General features: G+C 64.0%; 18 protein-coding genes. 8 read left to right on the top strand and 10 right to left on the bottom strand.

Annotated features, from left to right (window positions below; all coding sequences use genetic code 11):
- Positions 1-6 precede the first annotated feature (6 nt).
- The 3 genes from ACSKB8_RS40865 to ACSKB8_RS40855 form a co-directional block, all read right to left on the bottom strand.
- Positions 7-1527, bottom strand: a complete 1521-nt coding sequence (locus ACSKB8_RS40865) for a CYTH and CHAD domain-containing protein (RefSeq protein WP_438110241.1) — start codon at positions 1525-1527, stop codon at positions 7-9.
- Positions 1528-1606: 79 nt separating this feature from the next.
- Positions 1607-1882 (bottom strand): HGGxSTG domain-containing protein, encoded by a 276-nt coding sequence (locus tag ACSKB8_RS40860; RefSeq protein ID WP_438110239.1) that lies wholly within the window; start codon positions 1880-1882, stop codon positions 1607-1609.
- Complete coding sequence (locus tag ACSKB8_RS40855; protein ID WP_438110237.1) at positions 1879-2541, bottom strand: hypothetical protein; 663 nt, start codon at positions 2539-2541, stop codon at positions 1879-1881. Before ACSKB8_RS40855 ends, ACSKB8_RS40860 begins: the two co-directional genes overlap by 4 nt.
- A 445-nt stretch (positions 2542-2986) precedes the next feature.
- On the opposite strand from ACSKB8_RS40855, the gene ACSKB8_RS40850 reads away from it, so the two are divergent.
- Positions 2987-3961, top strand: coding sequence for a Bug family tripartite tricarboxylate transporter substrate binding protein (locus tag ACSKB8_RS40850; RefSeq protein ID WP_438110235.1), 975 nt, complete (start codon positions 2987-2989; stop codon positions 3959-3961).
- Positions 3962-4002: 41 nt separating this feature from the next.
- Here the strand turns inward: ACSKB8_RS40850 and ACSKB8_RS40845 are convergent, their stop codons facing one another.
- Together ACSKB8_RS40845 and ACSKB8_RS40840 are read right to left on the bottom strand one after the other, a co-directional pair.
- Positions 4003-4464: an NUDIX domain-containing protein gene (locus ACSKB8_RS40845; RefSeq protein ID WP_438110233.1), complete on the bottom strand. Its 462-nt coding sequence runs from the start codon at positions 4462-4464 to the stop codon at positions 4003-4005.
- Between the two features lie 82 nt (positions 4465-4546).
- Positions 4547-5509 (bottom strand): transglycosylase SLT domain-containing protein, encoded by a 963-nt coding sequence (locus ACSKB8_RS40840; protein ID WP_438110231.1) that lies wholly within the window; start codon positions 5507-5509, stop codon positions 4547-4549.
- A gap of 182 nt (positions 5510-5691) precedes the next feature.
- On the opposite strand from ACSKB8_RS40840, the gene ACSKB8_RS40835 reads away from it, so the two are divergent.
- Complete coding sequence (locus ACSKB8_RS40835; RefSeq protein ID WP_438110229.1) at positions 5692-6726, top strand: L,D-transpeptidase family protein; 1035 nt, start codon at positions 5692-5694, stop codon at positions 6724-6726.
- On the opposite strand, the gene ACSKB8_RS40830 is transcribed toward ACSKB8_RS40835, so the two are convergent.
- From ACSKB8_RS40830 to ACSKB8_RS40820, 3 genes are all read right to left on the bottom strand, one after another.
- Complete coding sequence (locus tag ACSKB8_RS40830) at positions 6723-6998, bottom strand: hypothetical protein (RefSeq protein ID WP_128935257.1); 276 nt, start codon at positions 6996-6998, stop codon at positions 6723-6725. The genes ACSKB8_RS40835 and ACSKB8_RS40830 overlap by 4 nt on opposite strands.
- Before the next feature lie 78 nt (positions 6999-7076).
- Complete coding sequence (locus ACSKB8_RS40825) at positions 7077-7934, bottom strand: VOC family protein (RefSeq protein ID WP_438110227.1); 858 nt, start codon at positions 7932-7934, stop codon at positions 7077-7079.
- Between the two features lie 147 nt (positions 7935-8081).
- Positions 8082-9308 carry a urate hydroxylase PuuD gene (locus tag ACSKB8_RS40820; protein WP_438110226.1) on the bottom strand — a complete coding sequence of 409 codons (1227 nt, stop codon included), beginning with the start codon at positions 9306-9308 and terminating at the stop codon, positions 8082-8084.
- 225 nt (positions 9309-9533) lie between these two features.
- On the opposite strand from ACSKB8_RS40820, the gene ACSKB8_RS40815 reads away from it, so the two are divergent.
- Positions 9534-10871: a PQQ-dependent sugar dehydrogenase gene (locus tag ACSKB8_RS40815; RefSeq protein WP_438110224.1), complete on the top strand. Its 1338-nt coding sequence runs from the start codon at positions 9534-9536 to the stop codon at positions 10869-10871.
- A 185-nt stretch (positions 10872-11056) separates the two neighbouring features.
- Here ACSKB8_RS40815 and ACSKB8_RS40810 read toward each other — a convergent pair whose 3' ends face one another.
- Positions 11057-11857 (bottom strand): SDR family NAD(P)-dependent oxidoreductase, encoded by an 801-nt coding sequence (locus ACSKB8_RS40810; protein WP_438110222.1) that lies wholly within the window; start codon positions 11855-11857, stop codon positions 11057-11059.
- Between the two features lie 253 nt (positions 11858-12110).
- Between ACSKB8_RS40810 and ACSKB8_RS40805 the strand changes: the two genes are divergently transcribed.
- Genes ACSKB8_RS40805 through cyoD form a run of 4 tightly spaced genes read left to right on the top strand, consistent with a single transcriptional unit; the run spans position 12111 to position 15961 of the window.
- A complete protein-coding gene (locus ACSKB8_RS40805) occupies positions 12111-12944 on the top strand; it encodes a cytochrome ubiquinol oxidase subunit II (RefSeq protein ID WP_438110220.1) in 834 nt (277 codons plus the stop codon).
- Positions 12934-14934 carry a cytochrome o ubiquinol oxidase subunit I gene (cyoB, locus tag ACSKB8_RS40800; protein ID WP_438110218.1) on the top strand — a complete coding sequence of 667 codons (2001 nt, stop codon included), beginning with the start codon at positions 12934-12936 and terminating at the stop codon, positions 14932-14934. The genes ACSKB8_RS40805 and cyoB overlap by 11 nt, the downstream gene beginning before the upstream one ends.
- Entirely contained in the window at positions 14934-15575 is a 642-nt protein-coding gene (locus ACSKB8_RS40795) for a cytochrome (ubi)quinol oxidase subunit III (protein WP_438110216.1), read from the top strand. The genes cyoB and ACSKB8_RS40795 overlap by 1 nt, the downstream gene beginning before the upstream one ends.
- Positions 15572-15961: a cytochrome o ubiquinol oxidase subunit IV gene (gene cyoD / locus ACSKB8_RS40790; RefSeq protein ID WP_091893731.1), complete on the top strand. Its 390-nt coding sequence runs from the start codon at positions 15572-15574 to the stop codon at positions 15959-15961. The genes ACSKB8_RS40795 and cyoD overlap by 4 nt, the downstream gene beginning before the upstream one ends.
- A gap of 333 nt (positions 15962-16294) precedes the next feature.
- On the opposite strand, the gene ACSKB8_RS40785 is transcribed toward cyoD, so the two are convergent.
- Complete coding sequence (locus ACSKB8_RS40785; protein ID WP_438110214.1) at positions 16295-17083, bottom strand: thermonuclease family protein; 789 nt, start codon at positions 17081-17083, stop codon at positions 16295-16297.
- 198 nt (positions 17084-17281) lie between these two features.
- Here ACSKB8_RS40785 and ACSKB8_RS40780 point away from each other — a divergent pair, with 198 nt between their 5' ends.
- Positions 17282-18880: a GMC family oxidoreductase gene (locus tag ACSKB8_RS40780; RefSeq protein ID WP_438110213.1), complete on the top strand. Its 1599-nt coding sequence runs from the start codon at positions 17282-17284 to the stop codon at positions 18878-18880.
- Positions 18881-18978: the final 98 nt, after the last annotated feature.

Here is an 18978-nt window from a genome sequence, read left to right as displayed (position 1 = left end):
GTGCTCCTACGCTCGTCCATTCGGCGCCGCGCGCAGCCGGCGCAACCGATGCAGCTCGTTTGCTGCGTCCTGCATCAGGCCGTCCGCGGCCTTGCGTTCCGCACCGACGATGATGCCCGCCGCGAAAGCCTGAGCGCGGCGGTGCGCAGGCGGCGCCGTCAATGCAGCCTCCGTCGCCAGCTCGCGATGCGCCATGAAGTCGTTCAGCGATCCCAGCGCGGATTGAATCTGCTTCAGCCGGTCGGACAGGGCTGCGAGCTCGTTCTGGTCGCCATCGCTGTAGAGGCTCTCGAAGAAATCCACGGCGTAGCGAATCTTCTTGATCTTGATCCGCAGCTTGTGACGCTGCATCGGATCGAGATCGTTCAGTCGATTACCCTGCTTGCGCGCCTTCCGGATGCGCCGATCGAGAATCTCCGCAGCGTAGGCGGGGATCGTGCGGTCGTCATCGGTGTGAGGCCGTCCGCCTTCGATCCACTCGATCACGTCGATCAGCAGGCGGCGGTAACGCCCCGACATCACCGCCTCGCGTGCGCGCTCGAATGCCGCCTGTCGTTGCCCGGAGAACCTCTTGCGGATCGCGCGGGCACCGCGTCGCGGCACGTCCTGCTCGGTGATCGGCCGGATGCTCTCGTTCAGGAACACGTCGATTTCACGCGCAGGCGCCAGTTCGCCCGTGAGCCATTTCAGCTCGGCCTTGATCCGCGCAGTGCTCGCGCGCGGCATGATATCGGCGAACAACGAGATGGCCGCACGCAGGCGCCGCAGGCCGACGCGCATCTGATGGACCCCTTCGGCGTCCATGTCACGCACCGGATCGGCATTCGCCGTGACCTGACGCAGCGTCGAATGCGCGATGATTCGGAAGGCCTCGCGCGGCGACAGCCCAGCCTTCAGCGCGATCGGTTCGGCGCGTTGCGCGCCGCCGCCACCACCCGCGACGAGCAGATAACCTCGCTCGGCCTTCGAGCGCAGATCGAGCTCTGCCCCAGTTCTGCGCTCGAGATCTCGGGCAAGGCGGAACAGGTCTGCAACATGGCCGGACTTCAGTTCCAGCTCCAGCTCGGCAACCGGCCGCGAATGGCGTCCGGCGCTGATGCGACCGCGGTCGACCGCAAGTTCAATCTGGCTCTTCCGGACGCGTCGCGCCTGCGCCATGCGATGAATGTCGGTCTGGAAGACCGGCTTCAGCTTGCGCGGAAGCTTTCGGGTCGCAAGCTCCTGGAGCGGCGTATGCCTCGTCTTGCTCAGGTCGGGGTTTGCACCGGAAACCTCGTGCTCCCATTCGCCCCGCGTCACGCTGCCCGCGCCGCCGGCTTTCACGGTCTGCACGTAGCGGCCCTCGATCTTGCGGACGCGTAACGTCACGCCATGGCGTTTGAGCTTATGCTTGGTCGTATCGTAGTAGGTCGACGCGAGCGACTGTTCGCACTGGTCGCCGCGCCGCCCGCTCAAACGGCCGTTCCGCAACACTGACGACAAGTTTCGCGGCGCAACGCGGAATTTCAGTTCCGTTTCGGAGGTCATGGCAAATTCTTCCATTTGCCGAATTCAAAGCGATGCCAGTGCGGGAAGTTCCGAGGCCGCGAGCATTTGAATCCGGACGCTAACCTGACTTCAGCTCGGCCAGCAGCTTCCTCGTCTCACCCAGCAGCACCCGGATCGCGCGCTGCTCCGCTAGTCCGTCCTGCGCGAATGCGCCATGCTTCCGTGCATTCTGATTTCCCCTCGGCGCGCCCGATCCCCACGCGCCGCCGTGCATGCGGCAGCGGGCCTTGCCGTGCAGCGCCGGTGCGCGGCAGACGGTACCCCCGCGCATCCGTGCGCCGCAGCGCGGGCTCGACTGCATGGCATCCGTGTTACGGACGTGATCGCGGCTCATGCGCTGGCGCCGCTCTCTTCGCAGAGCTCGTCTTTTCCGCGTTGGTCCTCGCTGCTCGCGGCCGTTTCTGCATTCGCCGCCGTATCCGCCGCGCTCGCTTCCGCCACGATGACGCTCGCATGCTGCGTGACGTTGCCCACGATCGCGCTGCCGCCGTCCTGCACCGACACATTCTGCACCGTGATGGCGCGCTCGCCGCTGCTGCGGTGGCGACTGAGCGCCTCGATCTGGGCTGCAAAAGTGCGGGCCAGCCGGGTCAATGCGCGGGTGATCCCTTCCTGCTGCTGAAGATGGTCGGTGAAGGCGAGGCGGCAGGCGGAGCGCATCGCCGCGACGTGGACGGACACCATCTGCGCCACCAGCATGGCCTCGACGGAATCCCTGGGTGCGATGCTCTTCATCATCGAGATCATGAAGGCGAGGTTGGCCTCATTGGGCTTCTGCTCGATCACGCTCGCCTTGAGCAATTGCTTGAGGATGCCGTGCAGCGCGTCGCGATCGACTGCGCCGAGCGCCTCGGCCAGCAGCCGTTCGCCAGTTTGCGCGTCGGGATGTTGGATCTCCAGGCGTCGTCGGGTGAGCTTGATCCGGGGCGTGGGTCTGCTGCGATCCGTTGCCGCGATCGGTGACATGCTGGTGCGATGGGGAGATGGCGTCATGTCCTAAGGTCCTTTGCTGGCGCTGGCGCGAGCGCTTGCGGCGCGAGGCCGGTCGCGCGCGTGCCGCGCGGTGATTGCGATTTTCAGATGTCGATGAAGGGGGCTTACGTGCAACCAGCTCGAGCCGCGCAGGGCTGAAATGGCCTTGGCGCTCACGGCCGTTGCGATCATGCCATTATGCCGGTGTTTTGCCCGACGTGTCAACTCGAATTCGTAATACCAGAAATCTGCTTTGTCCTGCCCAAGTCGTTGTTTCGACAACGGTCGGCTACTGTGCATGGGGTTGTTTTCGCATTTTTTGTTGCGGAGCTGCTCTCTCGTGCCGCGCGGCGGAATGCCGGCGCGCAGACGCGATTGCGAATTTCGGCGCCGCCGCTCATCATGTCCCTCGAGCGCGCCGCGCCAACATGCACAAGCGGCGCGATCAGGTCTGGGGAGGGAACGAATGCAACGAACGCTTCGCCTGATGGCGATTGTCGCCGGATTGTGCGTGACGACACAGGCGCTCGCGCAGAAATATCCGGCGCGGCCCATCAAGATCGCGGTCGGCTTCAGCGCCGGCGGCCCGGTCGACGTGGTCGCGCGCATCATCGGCGATCGCTTAAGCAACAAGCTCGGCCAGCCCTTCGTGGTCGAGAACCGCGCCGGCGCCAATGGCATGATCGCCGCCGAAGGCGTCGCGCGTGCGGAAGGCGATGGCTACACCATTCTCGCCTGCAACTCGTCCACGATCACGCTCAACAAGACGCTGTTCAAAGATATCCGCTACGATCCGGAGAAGGACTTTGCGCCGCTCACGACCGTAGTCTCGGCGCCGCTGGTGCTCGTGGTCAATCCGGAGAATCGCAAGACCGCCGGCATCAAGACTGTCGCCGATCTTGTCGCCGCGGCGAAGGCCGCACCCGGCGCGCTCGCTTATGGCTCGGGCGGCAACGGCAACCTCGCTCATCTCGCCATGGAGCTGCTCAGCCAGAAGGCTGGCATCAAGATGATCCACGTGCCCTATCGCGGCGGTTCGGCGTCCGAGGTCGGCCTGCTCGCGCAGGAGGTGCTGGCGGTGTTCGATCCGCTCTCCGCCGTGCCGCTGGTCAAGGCCGGCAAGCTGCGCGCGCTGGCGGTGTCGTCAGCCGAGCGGCTGCCGGCGCTGCCCGATGTGCCCACCGTCGCGGAAGCCGGCTATCCCGGCTTCGACATCTCGTTCTGGGTCGGCTTCTTCATGCCGAAGGCGACGCCGGCGCCGATCCTGGAGACGCTTCACCGGGAGATCGTCACCGCTGCCAAGGATCCGGCTGTTGAGGAGAAGCTCGGCTCGCAGGGCGTGGTCAGCGTGCTCAGCCCGACTGAGTACGCCGCCAAGATCGCGAAGGAAACGAAGGAGCTTGCCGAGGTCGTGGCCGCCGCGAACATCAAGGCGGAGTAGGAAAGTCTGCTTTGCTCGGAATAGCCGTCATCGCGACGCGCCTACTCGCCGCTGGCCAGTCGCTCTAGCCGATCAAGCAGCGGGCGTTGTCCTGCATTGATCCTCTCCTGCGCCTCTTTGAGCGTGAACCATTCGGCGCGATCGACCTCCGGGAAGGTCTGCCGTTTGCCGCTGCGTGGCGGCCATTCGATCTCGAACGTGTTGCTGCGAATGCTGCTCGTATCGATGTCGAGCTCGGCAGCAAACGCGGTGACGAGCTTGCCGCCGCGCTGCTTGACCTCTCCAAGCGCGATCAGCGGCACGGACAGCTCAAGCCCAAGCTCTTCGGCAAACTCCCGCCGCGCGGCGATTTCCGCATCTTCTTCTTCCGCATATTCGCCCTTCGGGATCGACCATGCGCCGAGATCCTTGTTGCGCCAGAACGGCCCTCCGGGATGAACGAGGAGAACCTCGAGCCTGCGGCGCTTCCGATAGGCGATGATCCCGGCACTCTTCAATGGCATCGCAGGTTCCGTGCAGACACAGGGTCCACCCCTCTGTCGGGAAAGCGGAACGGAGCATTTTAGCGCTCGGGCAGCTCCAAAACTAGCCGGACGGCCGTTCGCGTGATGCGAAGCGAACGGCGCGGGCTTTCGCACTCTTGCCGGCCGCGCGTGCTGCAATCATGCTGCGCGCCTTGCCGTGAGCCGACGCATTCTTCCGGAGCAAGGTTGCGAACCGCTTGCGGGCGCGGTTCTCCGCCAAGCGTGTGGCGAGCTGCTCCGCCTTGCGAATGATGGTCGTGACCGATGGCGTCAGGTTGACCGGAACCCAGGCGACTTCCTTGGCTTTCGAGAGGCTGCCGATGCCTTCGCACGGGGCTTCGCGCGGCAGGTCGATCCGGATCGCAAGCGCTTCCGCGCGCTCGGTCCAGTCCTCGGCCTTGGTGCCGGTGATGATGCGGACATAGTCGCGCGTCTCGCGCGGCAGCTCGCTCTCCTTGGCCAGCCACTTCTGGATGCGGCCGGGGCCGGCGTTGTAGGCGGCGGCGGCGAGGCCGAGATTGCCGAAATCGTCGCGAAGCTTGCGCAGGAATTTTGCCGATGCCGGCAGCGCCTTCATCGGATCGAAGGGATCGTCGAGCCCGACCTCGGCGGCTGTTTCCGGCATGAATTGCGCAACGCCCTGGGCGCCGGCGTGGCTGACCTCGTTGGACTTGAAGCGGCTTTCCTGCCAGATCAGGCGCGCGAAGAACGGCACCGGAATGCCGCTGGCCTCGGCGGCTTCGCGAAGTGCATGGCAGAATCGTTCAGTCGGCGAAACCGGACCCTCGGCGACGGTTTCGGCCGCGCGCGGCGGCTCGCTTTTCTCCTCAAGGGCCGCGTGTGCATTGGCGAGCTCGATGGCCTGCACGCTGGCGAGGAAGAGTTCGACCACCGGAACAAGTGGCGAGGCATGATTGTTCTGGAGAGTAGTGGTGTCGAATGCTGATGTTTGCCGGGACGCCGGCGGATCGAGGTCGCACATCAAAATCATGAACGCGGCGCAAGCCGCGACGACAAATCGCATTTGCTGGGGCAACCTCGAACTGTGGGATGAACGGCCGGCGATGCGCCGGCGATAAGGAGTTCTTAACCGCGCGATTGCGGCAAAGCTGCGGTCTCATGGGTTCCGTCGGTGTTACTACGGTGTTCCCAAAGGGAAACTCTCCGCGGTTTTGCGGATCACTTTGCGAATTGGGACGAGCGATCATGATGCGATGGATGCTTGGCGCGGTGATGTCGCTCTGGTTTTTCTGCCCGGCACTCGCGGGCAATCTCGATGCAGTGGCGGTGAATGATGCTGCGCGTCCCGAAAAGCAGCCGGCGACCGACAAGCTCAACGCTTCGGTGACGAAGCTTCAGATCCTGCTCGATCGTGCGCAATTCTCGCCCGGCCAGATCGACGGCAAGTTCGGCGAGAACGCGCAGAAGGCGATGAAGGCGTTCGCTGAGCAGAACGGGATCGCCCCCGACAAGACGATTGCCCCCGAACTGTGGGACCAGCTGAACGCAGCGAGCGAAGGCCCTGCCGTCGTCGACTACACGATCACCGACGCAGACGTGAAGGGGCCGTTCCTCAAGAGGCTGCCGGCCAAGCTCGACGAGATGAAGTCACTGCAGGCGCTGAGCTACACCAGTCCGCTCGAAGGACTCGCGGAAAAATTCCACATGAGCGAAGAACTGTTGAAGACTCTCAATCCAAGGAAGGCCTTCGACAAAGCCAGCGAGACGATCGTCGTGGCGAACGTTCCGGCGCGACGGGAGCTTCCGCGCATTGCGCGGGTCGAGATCGACAAGACGCGAGCGACGTTGAAGGCGTTCGACGGCTCCGGTCGTCTCATCGCGTTCTACCCGGCGACAATCGGCAGTCCGGATCGTCCGACGCCGATGGGGACGCTGAGGGTGACCGGCACCCACGAGCAGCCGACCTATCACTACAATCCCGAGTACAAGTTCAAGAGTGTCAAATCCAAGAGGCCGTTCGACATCAAGCCGGGGCCGAACAATCCGGTAGGTTCGTACTGGATCGGCTTGTCGGCGCAGGACTATGGCATTCATGGAACGGCAGAGCCCGACAGGGTCAGCAAGTCCGCGTCTCACGGCTGCATCAGGCTTACCAATTGGGACGCGCGTGTGCTCGGCGAGAACGTGAAGCGCGGCACGCCCGTCGTGTTTCTCGATGCGCCGACGGATACCTCCTCGAGGCAGCAGGGCAAGACGGCCGGCAGCCGCGCCTCGAATTAGTCTTTCGGAAAATCCTTGCGCATCGCGATCTCGGCGGCATCGCCGGGCGACAGCACGGTCTGGTCGAAGGCCGGTTGCGGCTTCGTCATGATGTCGTAGAGCGAAATACCTTTGATCGGCTTGCCCATCAGCTCGCGGACACAGTCAGCGAGCGTGCCGTTGTAGACGAGATAGGGCGGGCCTCGGTCCTTCTGCCTCTGTCCCTTCAGCGATGGCCACTTCTTCAGCTCGGCCGGCGCGTCATAGGCGATCGGCGATCCCTCTTTGAACATGCGTTTGGCTCCGGCGGCTTGGACTGCCGGAAATCCTGAAAGCCGCCGGGTAAATACGCGTTAAAGAATTAGTTCAAATCAGCCGGCAATGAAGGCGAGCAGGGTGCCGTTGGCCTTGGCCGGCGGCACGCAGATCGCAGCCCCGCTGCGCACAGCAGCCGAACCGAGCGCCTTTTCGGTAGCAGTGAGATCGCCACTGAGGAGCACCAGCGCCGCACCGCCGCGCTCGGAGAGGCCCGCGAGCTGCACGCCGGGATAGCGTTTGCTGAGCTGGTCCAGCGTCAGATAGACGAAGTCGGCACGGTCGCCGCCGGAGGGCACGGTGACCGCGCCGTCGGCAGCCGTTTTCGGCTCGCGGTCGATCAGCCGGCCGAGATGCGCGGCCTCCTTCGCGGGCTCGGGCGTTGCGATCAACGTCTGCTTGATCCGCCTGGCCGCATTAGCGTGTCTCATCAATTCCGGAATCCACACGGTCTCGCGAGTCTTGTGCTGGCAGGCGAAGATACGCACGCCGCCGGGCGCTTCCGCGGTCGGCCACATGAAGGTGCGGAACTTTGCCGCCGAGACCGTGCCATCAGGCAGCGTCACCGGCCGTTCGAAATCGGTCGGGCCGATCGGCGTCAGGCCGCGTGCGCGGATCTCCTCGGCGCCGGCGGCGGAATCGATTGCGGTGAAGGCGATGCGCTCGATGCCTTCGCCGTGCTTGTCGAGGAAAGCGCGCGCCGGGGCATCGAGCTCTGTCGCAGCGAGCACGCCGAGCAGCTCCATATAGTCGGGGTCGAACATGATGGTGTAGTTGCCGGTGCCCATATGGATGCTGTGGGTGCCGCGCGGGGAGACGGTGAAGCCGAGCTGCCGGTAATTCTCGGCAGCCTGGTCGAGGTCCTTCACCATGACCACGGCGTGGTCGATGCCGATGACGTTGTTGAGAGCCACTGTTCTTTCCCCGCGCATGCAACTGACTTTGGCCGCGGCAGCGGCCACGGCTCCTGTCTACGCCGGATAGACGGTCGAGTCATTTTCAATTCAGTGGGAGATGCGGGAATTTCATTCCGCGAAATGCTGTGCCGACGCGGGACGGCATCAATTCGCCTGCTCGATATAGGCGGCGAGCATGGCGCGCTCCTCGCTGGTCATCTCGGTGACATTGCCCGGCGGCATCGCATTGGACCAGGCCGCGACACGCCCGATCAGGCGGATGTTGCGATGGATGTGCTCGGGCGCGTCAAGCAATATGCCTTTCGGCGCAGTGACGATGCCGGCCCAGACCGGCTCGGCCGCGTGGCACATGCTGCAGCGGGACATCACGATCTCCTCGACATTGGCGAGCGTCGGCTGCGCCGGCAGCGCGCTGATCTTGACGTCGCGCGGTCCGGCGGCGGAGAGGAAGAGGATCGCAATCACGCCGAGCGCTGCGACGCCCCACACCCACCACGGCGATTTGCGCCCCGCATGCCGCGCGTTGAAGAAATGGCGGATCACGGGGCCGAGCGCCAGGATGATCGCGACGATGATCCAGTTGAAGCGCGTGGCGTAGAGCAGGGGATAGTGGTTGCTGATCATCAGCACGACCACGGGCAAGGTCAGATAGTTGTTGTGGACCGAGCGTTCCTTGCTGGCCTTGCCGAGCTTCGGGTCGGGCGCCTGTCCCGCGATCAGGCTGGCCACGATCTTCTTCTGGTTCGGGATGATCAGCGCGAAGACGTTGGCGACCATGATGGTGCCGATGATCGCGCCGATCTGGTTGAAGGCGCCACGACCGCTCAGCACATGGGTGAAGGCGTAGGTCAGCGCGACCAGGAACAGATAGCCGCCGATGGCGAAGGGCAGCTCGCGCTGCGCAAGCCCAGAGCGGCACGCGGCCTCATAAAGCAGCCATGCCAGAGCGAGGCTAAGGAAGCTGAACAGGCCGGCCTGGAATGGCGTCAGGTCGAGGATGGACTTGTCGACCAGGAACAAATCGGCCTCGAGATAATACACCACCACCATCAGCGCGAAGCCGGAGAGCCAGGTGGTGTAGGCCTCCCATTTGAACCAGGTCAGCTCGTCCGGCATCTGGCTCGGTGCGACCAGATATTTCATGATCCGGTAGAAGCCGCCGCCATGGACCTGCCAGGCCTCGCCCTGCACGCCATCAGGCAGGTCGCCCGGTAGGTCGCCCGGTAGGTCGCTCGGTAGGTCGTCCTTGGGCCTGAGGGTGAGATCGAGGGCGATGAAATAGAAGGAACTGCCAATCCAGGCGATCGCGGCAACCACGTGCAGCCAGCGCAGCAGCAGGCTCGCCCATTCCGATATGACGGATCCCCACATGATCACCCCATCACTCGCGACACCAATGCCGCAGCTTTGAACAACCGCCGGTCGCGCCCCGCCAATGTGTCGCACCGATCAGCCGCATTTTCCAGTACGATGGGCCGCGGCTGATGCCCATCGTACGGGCATGAGCTGACGTGGAATTCGGCAGCATGACCTGCCGCAGAACGTTTGCGGGTCGTCGCATATTGACGTTTGAGACGCGCAGGCCGGGAGGAAGACGTGAAGAACAGGATATGGTCCGTTGCGATGTCCGCGGGATGGCTGGTCGCGGCTGTGACCGGCGCACGAGGTGAGCCGGTGCTGCAGGGCAAGGACGCCTATGGCGACTGGCGGGCCGACAAGCCTGGCACGGTCAGGTTCATCCGGCCACAGGATCTGATCAGGCCCGGGGCGACGCGGTCGGTCGCGAGCTCGTCGCGTGTGGTGCCGCGTCCGCCCGAGGCTGCGCTCCAGGTGCCGGCCGGATTCAAGATCGAGCTGTTCGCCGAAGGCTTGCGAACGCCACGCGTCGTGCGGGTCGCGCCGAATGGCGATGTTTTCGTCGCGGAGACGCGGGCCGGCAACATCCGCGTGCTGCGCGCGGGCGATGGCGGCAAGGTGACCAACGACGTGTTTGCCAGTGGACTGAGGCAGCCGTTCGGCATCGCCTTTTTTCCGAACGGCGACAACCCGCAATGGGTCTATGTCGCCAACACCGACAGCGTCGTTCGCTTTCCCTATCAGGCCGGCGATCTCAAGGCGCGCGGCAAGGCGGAAACGATCGTGGCAAGCCTGCCGCATGATGGCGGCCATTCCACCCGCGACATCGTGTTCACGCCGGACAACAAGCGCATGCTGGTGTCGGTCGGCTCGCTCAGCAACGTCGCCGAGGGCATGGGCACGCCGCCGGGCGGGATGGAGGCGTGGTCAAAAGCGCAACCGCTTGGCGCGGCCTGGGCCAGCGAGACCGAGCGCGCCGCCGTGCTGGTCTTCAATCCTGACGGCAAGGAGCGGAAGATCTACGCCACCGGCCTCCGCAACTGCGTCGGCCTCGCGATCCAGCCGCAGACCGGTCTGCCCTGGTGCTCGACCAATGAGCGCGACGGTCTCGGCGACGATCTGGTGCCCGATTACGTGACCAGCGTGAAGGAGGGTGGCTTCTACGGCTGGCCCTGGTTCTATATCGGCGGCAACGAAGACCCGCGCCAGGCCGGCGCGCGGCCGGACCTCAAGGACAAGGTGACGATGCCGGATGTGCTGATCCAGCCGCACTCGGCCTCGCTCGGAATGACCTTCTACCAGGGCGCGCAGTTTCCGCCCGAGTACCAGGGCGACGCCTTCGCCGCCCAGCACGGCTCCTGGAACAGATCGAAACGCACCGGCTACAAGGTGATCCGCATCAAGATGAAGGACGGCAAGCCGACCGGGGAGTACGAGGATTTCGTCACGGGGTTCGTGGTGAGCGATACCGAGGTGTGGGGACGGCCGGTGGGAGTGACCGTGGCGAAGGATGGATCGCTGCTGGTGTCGGAGGACGGCAACGGCACGATCTGGCGGGTGACGCACGTGCCGCAATGACGCTGCACCCTCCCCTGGAGGGGGAGGGTCGATCGCGCGCAGCGCGAGCGGGGTGGGGTGACAGTCTATCCATTGAGGCGGTGCCCGTGGGGAGAGATCACCCCACCCCGCTGCGCATTTCGCTTCGCTGCATGCACAGCGACCCTGCCCCTCCAGGGGAGGGTAAGAGAGGCGCTCGCCTGGACCTACCCCCGCCGCACACTCGCCCCGCCATCCACGGGCAGCGTCACGCCGGTGATGAAGTTCGCTTCATCTGATGCCAGGAACAGCGCGGCATTCGCGACATCCCATCCGGTGCCCATCTTCTTGCGCAGTGGCACCTTGCTGTCGCGTTCGGCTTCGACTTCGGCGCGGGTCTTGTGCCATTCGCGGGCGCGGGTATCGACCGCCATCGGTGTGTTCATCAGGCCGGGCAGGATGACGTTGGCGCGGATGCCGTATTCGGCATTCTGGTAGGCGAGCTGTTCGGTGAAGGCGATCATTGCCGACTTCGTCGCCTTGTAGGCGACATAAGGATAGGTCGTGATCGCGGCCATCGAGGAGATGTTGATGATGGCGCCGCCTCTCTGCGCGCGCATGATCGGGATCACCTCTTTCGCGGCGAGAATGCAGCTCTTCAGGTTGATGGCGACGACGCGGTCGAATGCCTCTTCGGTCAGCTGCAGCAATTCGGCATCGCCGCCCGAGAGACTGACGCCAACATTGTTGTGCAGCACGTCGATCCGGCCCCAGCGCGATTGCGCGTCCGCGACCATCGCCTTGATGTCGGCGGCTTTGGTCACGTCAGCCTTGAAGGCTGCGGCCGTGCCCTGCTTCGCCGTGATCATTGCAACCGTTTCCTGCGCCGACTCCAGCTGGTGATCGACGCACAAGACCTTGGCACCCTCGCGAGCGAAGGTGAGCGCGGTGGCGCGGCCATTGCCCATGCCCTCGCCGGGGCTCTGGCCGGCGCCGACGACGATCGCAACCTTGTCCTTCAAGCGCATCTCGGTTCACTCCCAGGCTCGGTCTGTTCATTCGGTATTTTCGTGCAGATTAGCAATCGCTCCAATCGGAGAGAAGGGCGCGTCTCTGCGTTCATGTCATTGAGATCACATGGAATTGCATGTTGCGCCCGGCCCATCGCGCATAGCTGACCCTTCGCGGTTCAGGAACCGTTTTCAGGCAATCGCGTTTGTTGCGGAGCCTTTCCCGCGCTAGGCTCTGTCCCGGGGCTTCCCAACCGCCAGTGGCTCGCCGATGAATCTGTTCGATCCGCAAGGGCCTGTGGCTGCGGCCAACAGCACCATCCTGATCGATTCCGTCTTCATCATGCTCGTGATCGTGGTGCCGACCATATTCGCGATCCTCGGCTTCGCGTTCTGGTTTCGCGCGTCCAATCCGAAAGCACGTTTCCAGCCCGACTTCGTCTATTCGGGCCGCGTCGAGATGGTGGTGTGGGCGATCCCTGCGCTCACCGTCATCCTGCTCGGCGGCGTCGCCTGGATCGGCTCGCACCAGCTCGATCCCGCAGCGCCCGTGCCGGGCACCGGCAGCCCGGTGCGGATCCAGGCCGTCTCGCTCGACTGGAAATGGCTGTTCATCTATCCGGATCAGCGCATCGCCACGGTCAATACGCTGACCGTACCGGCCGGCGCCGAGCTAAATTTCCAGCTGACGTCGTCGAGCGTGATGAACACGTTCTTCATCCCGCAGCTGGGCAGCATGATCTACACCATGAACGGCATGGTGACGAAGCTGAACCTGCGCGCCGACAACGAGGGCAAGCTGCAGGGCCTGTCGGCGCATTTCTCCGGCGACGGCTTCCCCGACATGATGTTCGACGTCAACGTGATCTCGCCGCTCGCCTTTCCGGAGTGGGTGGCGACCACGGCGAAGACGGACGCCGTGCTGAATGCGGACAGTTACACAAAGCTGATGCAGCAAGGCGTCGAGACGGGGCGGCCGACCTATCGGCTCGAAGATCCGCGTCTGTTCGATCTGATCGCGACCCAGCATATTCCGCCGGGTCCTGGACCGGAGCTCGCATCCGAAGCGGGCCGGTCGCACAGTGGAGGCCACGATGCTCGGTAAGCTCGACTGGTCCGCCATTCCGTTCGATCAGCCGATTCCGCTCGTCGCGGGCGCGGTGGTGCTGGTCGCAATCCTGGGCGTGCTGGCCTGGGTCGTGATCAAGGGTCATCTGCCCTATCTCTGGCGCGAATGGATCACCAGCGTCGACCACAAGCGCATCGGCGTCATGTATGTGCTGCTGGCCTCGGTGATGCTGCTGCGCGGCGGCAGCGACGCCATTATGATGCGAATCCAGCAGGCCGTCGCCTACCAGTCGCAGGGCTATCTGCCGCCCGAGCACTACAACCAGATTTTTTCCGCGCACGGCACCATCATGATCTTCTTCGTGGCGATGCCGTTCGTGATCGGGCTGATGAACCTGATCGTGCCGCTCCAGCTCGGCGTGCGCGATGTCGCGTTCCCGACGCTCAATTCCGTCGGCTTCTGGCTGGCCGCGACCGGTGCGCTGCTGGTCAATATCTCACTCGTGGTCGGCGAATTCGCGCGCACCGGCTGGCTCGCCTTTCCACCGCTCTCGGAATTGTCCTACTCGCCCGGCGTCGGCGTCGATTACTACGCCTGGTCGCTGCAGATCTCCGGCGTCGGCACGCTGGTCGCCGGCATCAATCTCGTCACCACCGTGCTGAAGCTGCGCACCAAAGGCATGAACTATCTGCGCATGCCGATGTTCTGCTGGACCACGCTGGCCTCGAATCTCCTCATTGTCGCGGCGTTCCCGATCCTCACCGCTACGCTGGCGATGCTGCTGCTCGACCGCTACCTCGGCTTCCACTTCTTCACCAACGAGGCCGGCGGCAACGTCATGATGTTCATGAATTTGATCTGGGCCTGGGGCCATCCCGAGGTCTACATCCTGGTGCTGCCGGCCTTCGGCATCTTCTCCGAGGTGGTCTCGACCTTCTCCGGAAAGGCACTGTTCGGCTATCGCTCGATGGTGCTGGCCACCATGGCGATCTGCGTCATCTCCTTCATGGTGTGGCTGCATCATTTCTTCACGATGGGAGCGGGGCCCGACGTCAACGCCATCTTCGGCATCGCCAGCATGATCATTGCGGTGCCGACGGGGGTGAAGATCTACAACTGGCTATTCACGATGTATGGCGGCCGCATTCGCTTCGCGACGCCGATGCTGTGGGCGGTCGGCTTCATGGTGACATTCATCGTCGGCGGATTGACGGGCGTCCTGCTCGCGGTGCCGCCGGCCGATTTCATGCTTCACAACAGCATGTTCCTGGTAGCGCACTTCCACAATGTCATCATCGGCGGCGTGCTGTTCGGCGCTTTCGCCGGCTTCGAATATTGGTTTCCGAAAGCGTTCGGTTTCCGCCTCGACGAACGCTGGGGCAAGGCTGCGTTCTGGTTCACCTTCCTCGGCTTCTTCATCACCTTCATGCCGCTCTATGTCGCCGGCATGCTCGGCATGACGCGGCGCATGCAGCATTATGACGTCGCGGCCTGGCGGCCCTGGATGCTGGTGGCGGCGGTCGGCATGGCGGTGCTGACGATCGGCGTGATCTGCCAGATCATGCAACTCGTCGTCAGCATCCGCGACCGCGAGGCCCTGCGCGACCGCACCGGCGATCCCTGGGACGGCCGCTCGCTGGAATGGGCGACCTCGTCGCCGCCGCCGGTGTTCAATTTCGCTTTCAATCCGGATGTTCGTGGCGAGGACGCTTATTGGGAGATGAAGGCCCATGCCAAGCAGCAGCTGCTCGAGCACGAAGAGCCGGAATATCAGGACATCGAGATGCCCCGGAATTCGCCGACCGGCTTTGTCTGCGCGTTCTTCGCCAGCATCATGGGCTTTGCGTTGATCTGGCACATCTGGTGGATGGTGATTTTGGGCGGCTTAGGTGCCTTCGCGACCTTCGTCGTGTTCGCCTGGCGCGACCATGACGAATACGTCATCCCGGCCGATCGGGTTGCCCGTATCGACCGCGTCAATCTGGAGGAACGGCGCAGGCTCGTCAGCATGGCGGGGGCAGTTTGATGTCGATGACCGCGACCGCTGGCCACGCCCATGCCGATCCCCATCACATCGGTGTCGTCATCGAGCATACCGGACCCGCGCCGAAGCGGATCGTGACCGCGTACGGCTTCTGGATCTTCCTGCTCTCCGACATCGTGATGTTCTCCTGCTTCTTTGCGGCCTACGCCGTGCTGGCCGGCCAGACCGCCGGCGGCCCGAAGGGCTCGGAGATCTTCGACCAGAAGAACGTCGCGATCGAGACGGTCTGCCTGTTGCTGTCGAGCTTTACCTGCGGCATGGCCAGCATTGCCGCCGACGTGCGCAACCGGTTTTGGTTCTATCTCGGTATGGCCGTGACCTGCGTGCTCGGCCTCATATTCCTCACCATCGAGTTCCGCGAATTCGCCGGCCTCGTCGCCCGTGGCTATGGCCCCTCGCGTAGCGCGTTCCTGACCGCGTTCTTCTCGCTGGTCGGATGCCATGGCCTCCACGTCTCGGCCGGCGTGTTGTGGCTGCTCACCATGATGGCGCAGGTGTTCGCCAAGGGCTTTCGTGCCGACATCCAGCGGCGGATGATGTGCTTTGCGCTGTTCTGGCACGCGCTCGACATCATCTGGGTCGCCGTGTTTTCCGTGGTCTACCTGCTTGGGAGTGCGCCATGAGCGATCAGACGCATGAGTTGGTCAAACACGACCTCGCGCCCGGCGAGGAAGAGCAACACAGTGTCGGCGTCCGCATCCTCGGTTACGTCGTCGGTCTTGTCCTGGCCCTGCTGCTCACGGCGACGTCGTTCTTCATCGCCGGCACCGATCTGGTCTGGCAGCCGTCTATCCCGGTGGCGCTGATCGTGCTCGCGATCGCGCAGATGGGCGTGCATCTCGTGTTCTTCCTGCACATCACCACCGGCCCCGACAATACCAACAACGTGCTGGCTCTCGCCTTCGGCCTCCTGGTCGTCTTCCTGGTGGTCGGCGGCACCGTCTGGATCATGGCGCATCTGAACGCCAACATGCCGCCGATGGACCAGATCATGCAGATGCGCGGTTAGTCTAGGGCGCTATCGCCTTACTGAATTTGGCTCGACCGGTTGCCGGGGGTCACCTCTCTTGCGGGAGAGGTGAACCCGGAGCTCGCATCGATTTAACCAAGGCTCATCCTGCTTTGGCGTCGCTCCAAAAGAAGAGCCGCTTGTGATGACAAGCGGCCCAAGTCTAGGGAGGAAACGCCCGAGCAAGGCAATCGGGCCGAAGCCGGATTGCTGCCAAGGAAACGCTCGCGCAAGGCGCTTGCGTACCAATACAAATGACGCAACCCCCGATCGAGTTCAATTCCGGATCAATACGGTCTCGGACTACCACTCACGGATGTGTGAAGGAATTTTTCACTTCGGCCGACGGCAATTATAGGCCCTGCGGAAGCCGGCGGCCTGCGCGTCGTCCTCCGAGCAGAACCAGCGGTCGGGCTTGGTGGTCGCCGGATAGCTCGGGCAGCCCCGCAAATGATAGATGCCGATATTGCCGGTGACGCGTGCGCGCACTGCGAGCTTGCCCTTGATGCTGCAACTCGGCGGCATCGTCAGCTCCTCCGGGAACAGCACGGCGCGGATTTCCTTGTCGCGGTCTGGGCGGCACGCGGCGCCGAGGAGCGCGCCGTCCTTCTTGCCGCTACGAAAATCTTGCGGTGCAACAAAGCAGCCCTTCCAGATCCCGACCGCCGCCGTCTTGGCCTCGGTGGCCGCGGGCTTGACGTTGGCCTTGATCGGCTCGCGCGCGAGGGCAAAGCCGAGCTTGATCAGCTGCTCGTTCAAGCTGGCCTTGTCGCCCTCGGCCGTGCAGATGGCGCGGTGCCGCTTGCCAAAACTCTTCTCCGGTCCGACGTCGTCGCAGCGCACCGTCCGTTTGCCGATCAGCTTCGTCAGTTGGTCACGGGCCTCGATGCCGCAGGTCCAGGAATTGGCGTGATCGTCGATGCAGACCTGGTCCAGCTCGGGCGCGTCGACGCCGTCGAGCCGGTAGGTGACGTCGCCGAGCTGGACGGAGTTGCCGTCGCGGACCGTCGCGGCGGCAGTCAGCGCGGAGACCGGCCCCGACGAGGCCAGAAATCCGGACAAGGCGAAAAACGAAACGAGCGCAAAAGCGCAGGCGGGGGCAAAGAAATTTCGGAAGGACATACGATCTCGCTATCGATGGCTCGTGCGCCCTGTTCCTAGCATCCGGATGTGGCGATACCAATGGTCTGCGCCCTGCGAAGTGCGACATTCCGGCCTCGCGGCTTTACTCAGCCATTGCTCTGATCTTATCGTTCGCAGGCCTTGCGGACTGCAGAGGCCGAATCGCCCGGAAGCGGCGAGGGGGAGGACAAGGTTGCAATGAAAGACCCCGTGGACGTCCTGATCATCGGCGCCGGCGCTTCCGGCGCGGCGGTGGCGTGGTCGCTGGCCGAGACCAAGATGCACATTCTCTGCCTGGAGCAGGGCGGCTGGATGAACCCGGCGGAATATCCCAGCACGGGCCGCGACTGGGAGGCCAAGTTCTACGGCGAATGGTCGTCGAGCCCCAACGTTCGCGGCCGGCCCGAGGACTACCCGATCAATGACGACAATTCGCCGATCAAGGTCGTCAACTACAACGCGGTCGGCGGCTCGACGGTGATGTACACTGCGCACTGGCCGCGGCTGCATCCCTCCGATTTCAAGGTGAAGACGCTCGACGGCGTTGCCGACGACTGGCCGATCGACTACGACGCGCTGGCCCCGTTCTTCGAGGAGAACGACCGGATGATGGGTACGTCGGGCCTGTCAGGCGATCCGCTTTCGCCGCTGACGCATCCGCCGATGCCGCAACAGCCGCTCGGATTATCCGGCGCCATCATCGCCAAGGCCATGAACGATCGCGGCTGGCACTGGTGGCCGTCCGACACGACGGTCGCGACCATGGACTACGAGGGGCGGGCGCGCTGCATCAATCTTGGCCATTGCACGCCGGCCTGCGCGCAAGGTGCAAAGTCTTCCACCGACATCACTTATTGGCCGCATGCGATCCGCGCCGGCGTTGAGCTGCGCACCCATTGCCGGGTGCGTGAGATCACCACCGACGAGAACGGCATGGCCTCGGGCATGGTCTATTACGACAAGGACGGCGTCGAGCAGTTTCAGCCCGCCCACGTCGTCATCATCGCCTGCAATGGCGTCGGCACGCCGCGACTGCTGCTGAACTCGGCCTCGGGGCGCTTCCCGAACGGACTTGCCAATTCGTCGGGCCTCGTCGGCAAGAACCTGATGTTCCACCCCTATGCGCAGATCTACGGCTATGTGAAGGAGCCGACGGATTCCAACCGCGCGCCGCCGACCTGCCTGTGGAGCAAGCAGTGGTACGACACGGACCTCTCGCGCGGCTTCGTGCGCGGCTACGGCGTGCAGTTCGTACGCGGGGCAGGGCCGGTGTTCGAGGCCGTCGTCAGCGAGCAGAAGGGCATTCTGCCCTGGGGCGCCGACCATCACCGCGTGTTCCGCAAGCTCAACGGCCATCGGCTGGGTTTCTCCGCGATCTGCGAGGACCTGCCCGAGGAGCACAACCGCGTCACGCTCGATCCCGTCCTGAAGGACAGCCACGGCATTCCCGCGCCGAAGATCGACTATACGATCAGCGAGAACAGCCGGAAGATGATGGAGCATGCGCTGGCTCGCGGCCGCGAGGTTCTCGAAACGGCGGGGGCGACCGACATCTGCATCAATTCGCCGATTCCGTGGGGCGGCTGGCACCTGCTCGGCACCGCGCGGATGGGCACCGATCCCGAACGCTCCGTCGTCAACGAATGGGGCCGTTCGCACGACGTGAAGAACCTCTTCATCGTCGACGGCAGCATCTTCGTGACCTCGGGTGGGGTGAACCCGACGTCCACCATCCAGGCCCTCGCGCTCTACATCGCCGATCAGATGAAGCAGCGCCTCGCCAATTTGTTCGACTAGAGATGATGATTGCACGCAGCTCGCCACGAACTCGCTGCACCTCTCCCGCGTGCGGGAGAGGTCGACGCGCTCGAAGAGCGCGGCGGGTGAGGGCTCTT

Origin of the sequence: Bradyrhizobium sp. BR 1432 (assembly GCF_051547705.1) — a bacterium.
Lineage (GTDB): Bacteria > Pseudomonadota > Alphaproteobacteria > Rhizobiales > Xanthobacteraceae > Bradyrhizobium > Bradyrhizobium zhanjiangense.
Note: the sequence above shows the minus strand (reverse complement) of the source record. Positions and strands in the feature narration are given on the sequence as shown.